The sequence below is a fragment of the Gilliamella sp. Fer4-1 genome, from assembly GCF_001690515.1.
Lineage (GTDB): Bacteria > Pseudomonadota > Gammaproteobacteria > Enterobacterales > Orbaceae > Gilliamella > Gilliamella apicola_C.
This window is the reverse complement of the sequence record NZ_LZGZ01000009.1, coordinates 1-5,647: the sequence shown is the minus strand read 5'-3', so window position 1 is coordinate 5,647 and position 5,647 is coordinate 1. Positions and strand designations below refer to the sequence as shown.

General features: G+C 36.7%; 6 protein-coding genes. All 6 read right to left on the bottom strand.

The features are described from left to right. Positions 1 to 190, bottom strand: a 190-nt coding sequence (locus tag A9G30_RS13095) for a hypothetical protein (protein WP_218057657.1), incomplete at its 3' end; no start/stop codon positions are given. Positions 191 to 522: 332 nt separating this feature from the next. Further along, a complete protein-coding gene (gene ihfB / locus A9G30_RS00180; RefSeq protein ID WP_065568085.1) occupies positions 523 to 813 on the bottom strand; it encodes an integration host factor subunit beta in 291 nt (96 codons plus the stop codon). A 97-nt stretch (positions 814 to 910) separates the two neighbouring features. Then, positions 911 to 2,593: a 30S ribosomal protein S1 gene (rpsA, locus tag A9G30_RS00175; protein ID WP_065568086.1), complete on the bottom strand. Its 1,683-nt coding sequence runs from the start codon at positions 2,591 to 2,593 to the stop codon at positions 911 to 913. 111 nt (positions 2,594 to 2,704) lie between these two features. Next, complete coding sequence (gene cmk / locus A9G30_RS00170) at positions 2,705 to 3,385, bottom strand: (d)CMP kinase (RefSeq protein WP_065587693.1); 681 nt, start codon at positions 3,383 to 3,385, stop codon at positions 2,705 to 2,707. A 4-nt stretch (positions 3,386 to 3,389) separates the two neighbouring features. Then, complete coding sequence (gene aroA / locus A9G30_RS00165; RefSeq protein WP_176700809.1) at positions 3,390 to 4,667, bottom strand: 3-phosphoshikimate 1-carboxyvinyltransferase; 1,278 nt, start codon at positions 4,665 to 4,667, stop codon at positions 3,390 to 3,392. Positions 4,668 to 4,688: 21 nt separating this feature from the next. Next, entirely contained in the window at positions 4,689 to 5,561 is an 873-nt protein-coding gene (locus tag A9G30_RS00160) for a helix-turn-helix domain-containing protein (RefSeq protein ID WP_065580363.1), read from the bottom strand. Positions 5,562 to 5,647 lie beyond the last annotated feature (86 nt).

The window sequence follows — 5,647 nt, the reverse complement described above, 5'->3', positions numbered from 1 at the left end:
CTAAACAAAATATAATAAAAATAGATAAAAGCCAACGAAATTTATCTGGGGTCACTAACAACAAAATAACTAAGATAATAGCAATAAAATACCACTGAAAATCAGAGAATAAATGTGGTAAAAATAGTAATGGTAGGCAACCTAATGAAAACATAATAGCCATTAAATCAAGGGAACAACATTGTCTCATTAGTGCCTACTATTGTTAGTCTAAACTAACAACTAGCCTATCACTTACTATCATAAAAAAATAAATGGTTTTGAAATTTTTGAGAAGTCTTCCAATTTGATCATTAAACCATTAACAATTTACTAAAATTGTTAATGGTCTTTCAAATTTTAAAAATTATAAAAAATTCATAATGATGAAGAGCAAAATATGAGAAGATCTTAGCTAATCAATAGGAGTAAATGAGTTTACTAAACTGATGAGTGTTATTAAATAACAGTAATGGCATTATTTAAAATAAAAAAGCCATTGATTTTACTCAAAGGCTTTTAGTTAAAAATAGAAACCAGATATTATGCTTTTGCAGCGTTGTTTACTCTTTCACGTAACTCTTTACCTGGTTTGAAATGAGGAATGTACTTATGTTTGACTTCAACATTACCACCAGTTCTTGGATTTCTAGCTTTGCGTGGAGCTCGATAATTTAAACTAAAACTACCAAAGCCTCGAATTTCTACACGATCGTTACCTTCCATGGCTAAAGCGATCTGCTCGATGATATCTCTAACCGAATCATCAACTAGTTGCACAGGAAGGTGAGTCCGCCAGTTTACAATTCGTTCTACTAAATCTGATCTGTTCATGATCACTCCTAATTTTTTATGTGGCATGGAATTTATCCATTCTATACCACAAAAGAAAAAGAGGGCAAGCCCTCTTTACTCTTTACATAAACATTTTTTACTCAGTTTTTGACGCAGCTTTGAATGCTTCAGCCATTGCATTAGTAAATGATGCATCTTCTTGAGTTGAAGAATTATTTACAGCCGCAAGTGCTTCTTTTTCGTCAGCTTCATCTTTTGCACGCACTGATAACGAAATTGCACGAGTTTTACGATCGATATTGATAATTTTAGCTTCAACTTCATCACCAACTTTTAATGCAGTTGTTGCATCTTCAATACGCTCACGAGCAATATCTTGTGCTTTTAAATAACCTTCAATACCATCTGCAATTTCAACGGTTGCGCCTTTAGCATCAACTGCAGTCACATTTCCTTTAACAATTGCACCTTTTTTGAAGTTAGAAGCAAAACTGCTAAATGGATCGTCTTCTAGTTGCTTAATACCTAAAGAGATACGCTCACGTTCTGCATCAACTTGTAGTACAACAGCTTCGATATCATCGCCTTTCTTATAAGCTTTAACGGCTTCTTCGCCTGGCATATTCCAAGAAATATCAGAAAGATGAACTAAACCATCAATACCACCTTCTAAGCCGATGAAGATACCAAAATCAGTGATTGATTTGATCTTACCACTAACTTTATCGCCTTTGCTATGCGAATCAGCAAATTGTAACCATGGGTTTGGTTTACATTGTTTAAGGCCAAGAGAAATACGACGACGTTCTTCATCAATTTCAAGTACCACAACTTCAACTTCATCACCAAGGCTAACAACTTTAGAAGGATGAATGTTTTTGTTTGTCCAATCCATTTCAGAAACGTGTACTAAACCTTCAACGCCAGTTTCAATTTCAACAAAGCAACCATAATCAGTTAAGTTGGTTACTTTACCTGTTACTTTAGTACCTTCTGGGTAACGTTTAGCGATTGAAACCCATGGATCTTCGCCTAATTGTTTTAAGCCAAGAGAAACACGTGAGCGGTCTTTATCAAATTTAAGTACTTTAACAAGTAATTCTTGTCCTACTTCAACCACTTCACTTGGGTGTTTAACACGTTTCCAAGCCATATCAGTGATATGAAGTAAACCGTCAACTCCACCAAGATCAACAAATGCACCGTAATCAGTAAGATTTTTGATAATACCTTTAACTTCTGAACCTTCTTGTAGATTTTCAAGAAGTTGTTCTCTTTCTGCGCTATTTTCAGATTCAATAACCGCACGACGTGATACAACAACGTTGTTGCGTTTTTGATCTAACTTAATAACTTTTAATTCAATTTCTCTGTTTTCGATATGAGAAGTATCGCGTAATGGACGAACGTCAACAAGTGAACCAGGAAGGAACGCACGTACGCCATTAAGATCAACCGTAAAGCCACCTTTAACTTTACCATTGATAACACCTAAAACTGTTGCAGCATCTTCAACTGCTTTTTCTAATACTAACCACGCTTCATGGCGTTTAGCTTTTTCACGAGATAAGATGGTTTCACCAAAGCCATCTTCAATTGAGTCAAGTACAACGTCAACAACGTCGCCAACTTGAACTTCTAATTCGCCTTGGGCATTTTTAAACTGCTCTACTGGGATTGCTGATTCAGATTTTAATCCAGCATCAACTAAAACAACATCTTTGTCGATTGCAACGACAGTACCACGGATCATATTACCAGAACGAGTGTCTAGCTGATTTAAAGACTCTTCAAAGAGTTGAGCAAAAGATTCAGTCATATTTATATACTTAAATTAATATTAACGTCCACATTACATCATGTCTTGTGGGGTTGTTTACGATACTCCACTCATCCATATAATGGAGCTTAGTTCACGCCGTAAGCTAGCTTACAACGCAAGTTTTTCGTTTATATACGCAATAGATTGATTAAAAACATCTTGAATAGACAGCGATGTGGTATCAATTATTAGCGCATCAACAGCAGGCTTTAACGGTGCAATGGCTCGATTACGATCGCGTTCATCACGCGCAGTTATTTCCTGCAAAATGTTGGCAAATTTAGCATGATTCTGCTTATCTTGCAACTGTTTCATCCTTCTTTCTGCACGAGACTGGGCGCTTGCATCAAGGAAGATTTTGACTGGCGCATCAGCAAAAACAACCGTACCCATATCTCGACCATCAGCAATCAATCCTGGAGCCTGTCTAAAATCACGCTGGCGTTGTAATAACGCAACTCTAACTTGATTAAGCGAAGCCACTTTTGATGCTGCCCCGCCTGTTTGCTCTGTGCGAATATTTTTAGACACATCAATCCCATTTAATCGCACTTTAACTTCAATATAACTTGTGTCAAAAGATAAAGGTAAATTTAATGCTAAGTTAGCTAACTGATTCTCATCATCTAGTGCAATATTTTTTTCCAACGCCGATAATGCCAGTACACGATAAATTGCCCCCGAGTCCAAAAGGTGCCAATTAAAATGATTCGCTAACGCTTGGCAAAGTGTACCCTTTCCTACTCCACTGGGTCCATCAACGGCTATAACTGGGATAGTGTTATTCATACTATTATTCACTTAATCTTTTAAATTGTTCAAAGTAATCTGGAAATGTTTTCATGGTGCATTTAGGATCCAAAATTGTCACAGGTGTATCGGATAGCGAAACAAGTGAAAAACACATGGCAATACGGTGATCATTATAAGTTTCAATTTCAGCGTGGGCTAATTTTGCCGGTGGCTCAATAGTAATATAATCTCGACCCTCTTCAACCATTGCTCCGACCTTACGTAATTCTGTTGCCATAGCGTATAAACGATCAGTTTCTTTAACTCGCCAATTATAAATATTACGAATAGTGGTTTTCCCTTTAGCGAATAAAGCGGTGGTTGCAATCGTCATTGCCGCATCAGGAATATGATTCATATCCATATCAATACCATTTAATTGACCATGCGAACATTCTATATAATCATCAGCCCAAGTCACTTTAGCACCCATTTTTTCTAAAACATGAGCGAATTGTGTATCTCCTTGTAAACTTTCTTTACCTATCCCTGTTACTCTTACAGTGCCACCTTTAATGGCGGCTGCGGCTAGAAAATAAGATGCAGAAGAAGCGTCGCCTTCAACCAAGTAATTTTTCGGGGATTGGTAACTTTGATTCGCTTTAATCATGAAAGTTTGGTAGTTTTGATTAACAACTGTAACACCAAATATCGCCATCATTTTTAAAGTAATATCGATATAAGGTTTAGATACCAAATCACCAATAATAGTTATCTCGGTATCTTGTTCAGCTAATGGCGCAGCCATTAATAGTGCTGTTAGAAATTGGCTTGATACAGAACCATCAACTTGAATTTTTCCTCCGATGAAACCACCATGAATATGTAACGGAGGATAACCATCATTTTCAAGATAGTCAATTTTAGCCCCTCCTTGACGCAATGCATCCACTAAATGACCAATTGGGCGCTCTTTCATACGTGGCTCGCCAGTTAATACAATGTTATTGTGGCCAAGGCATAGCGCAGCTGCTAAAGGACGCATTGCTGTGCCTGCATTACCTAAAAATAGTTCTAATGCATGTGAAGAGCATAGTTTGCCACCTGCACCTTTAATATCACAAATAGTACGATCATGGGATAATTGATATTTCACACCGAGAGCCGTCAATGCATCAAGCATGTAACGAACATCGTCACTATCGAGTAAATTTGTTAAGCGAGTATCGCCTTGGCTCAAAGCGGATAGTAATAGTGCTCGATTAGAAACACTTTTTGATCCTGGCAAGTTAATGGTGCCATTAAATCTTTTTATGGGTTGTAATGTTAAGGATAACATAATGACTCTCTTTAATATTCTTTAAAATTTATCTAACGTTGCTTTTAGCAAATCAATGGCTTGTTGCTCTTTAGCGCTATTTTGCCATAGTTTATCAAATAATGAACGATAACGTTTAATTGCGTCAGGCGATGAGGTAATCGATGCAATGCCCGTTGTTACATTTGGTAACTCACCTAATCGAAATGGGCTAATTGCTAGCGAAATTGGAGTCTCGCTTTGATAAAAAATTTGGAAAGCAATCGATGGAATTGCTTGTTGCGTAATTGCAATAGTTGGCACATAAGATTGTTGTTCTAATAGTTCAATTAAATGGTAAATCTCTTTGCGTGCCAACAACATTCTTTCAGATTTTTTACCCGGCGAAATGGTTAAATCGCCGACTAAGCCAAGGTGCAAAAACCGCTCTATATTCCGCAAACTAATCAAATTAATTACTTTAGGAACTGATTGGTAAAACTGTGTTTTACGATATTTTAAAATTGATAAAATGACTGCGTATTTTTTCATCTCAGCCGATTCACTTGATTCTTCAAGCATCATGGCTAAATGAGATAGATAGTTTGGAGAAGTTAATAAAAAAGAAAATGGATCAAAATGGGAATAGATGTGGGTTGATTGCTCTTCTAGCTGACGCATTCGCTCAAAAAAGCCTTCACCACTAGAGTAATATTCAGTATCTATACCAAGTAAACTAGCTAAAGAAGTATCCAACAATAGGGCTAAACGAGCTAATGTCTCAATTTTAACGATTTCGCCTTTTTCTAAACGATAAACCGCTGCTCTTGATATTTTCAGGCTTTGAGCTACATCTTCAGCTTTAAGCGAAGCAGCGATGCGATAAGCACGTAACCGCTGTCCTATAGCCAAATAATCGACTGTTCCATTCACCATAATTAACTCAAATTATTCGAATTTTGGCAGTGTATCATAAGGTAGTTACATTGCCAATTTTCTATAAAAATATTTCAGGTAATATA

Bases quoted from the DNA above. Each gene is read 5' to 3' on its own strand.
- rpsA (WP_065568086.1), bottom strand. From the start codon at position 2,593: ATGACTGAATCTTTTGCTCAACTCTTTGAAGAGTCTTTAAATCAGCTA.
- ihfB (WP_065568085.1), bottom strand. From the start codon at position 813: ATGAACAGATCAGATTTAGTAGAACGAATTGTAAACTGGCGGACTCAC.
- A9G30_RS00160 (WP_065580363.1), bottom strand. From the start codon at position 5,561: ATGGTGAATGGAACAGTCGATTATTTGGCTATAGGACAGCGGTTACGT.
- cmk (WP_065587693.1), bottom strand. From the start codon at position 3,385: ATGAATAACACTATCCCAGTTATAGCCGTTGATGGACCCAGTGGAGTA.
- aroA (WP_176700809.1), bottom strand. From the start codon at position 4,667: ATGTTATCCTTAACATTACAACCCATAAAAAGATTTAATGGCACCATT.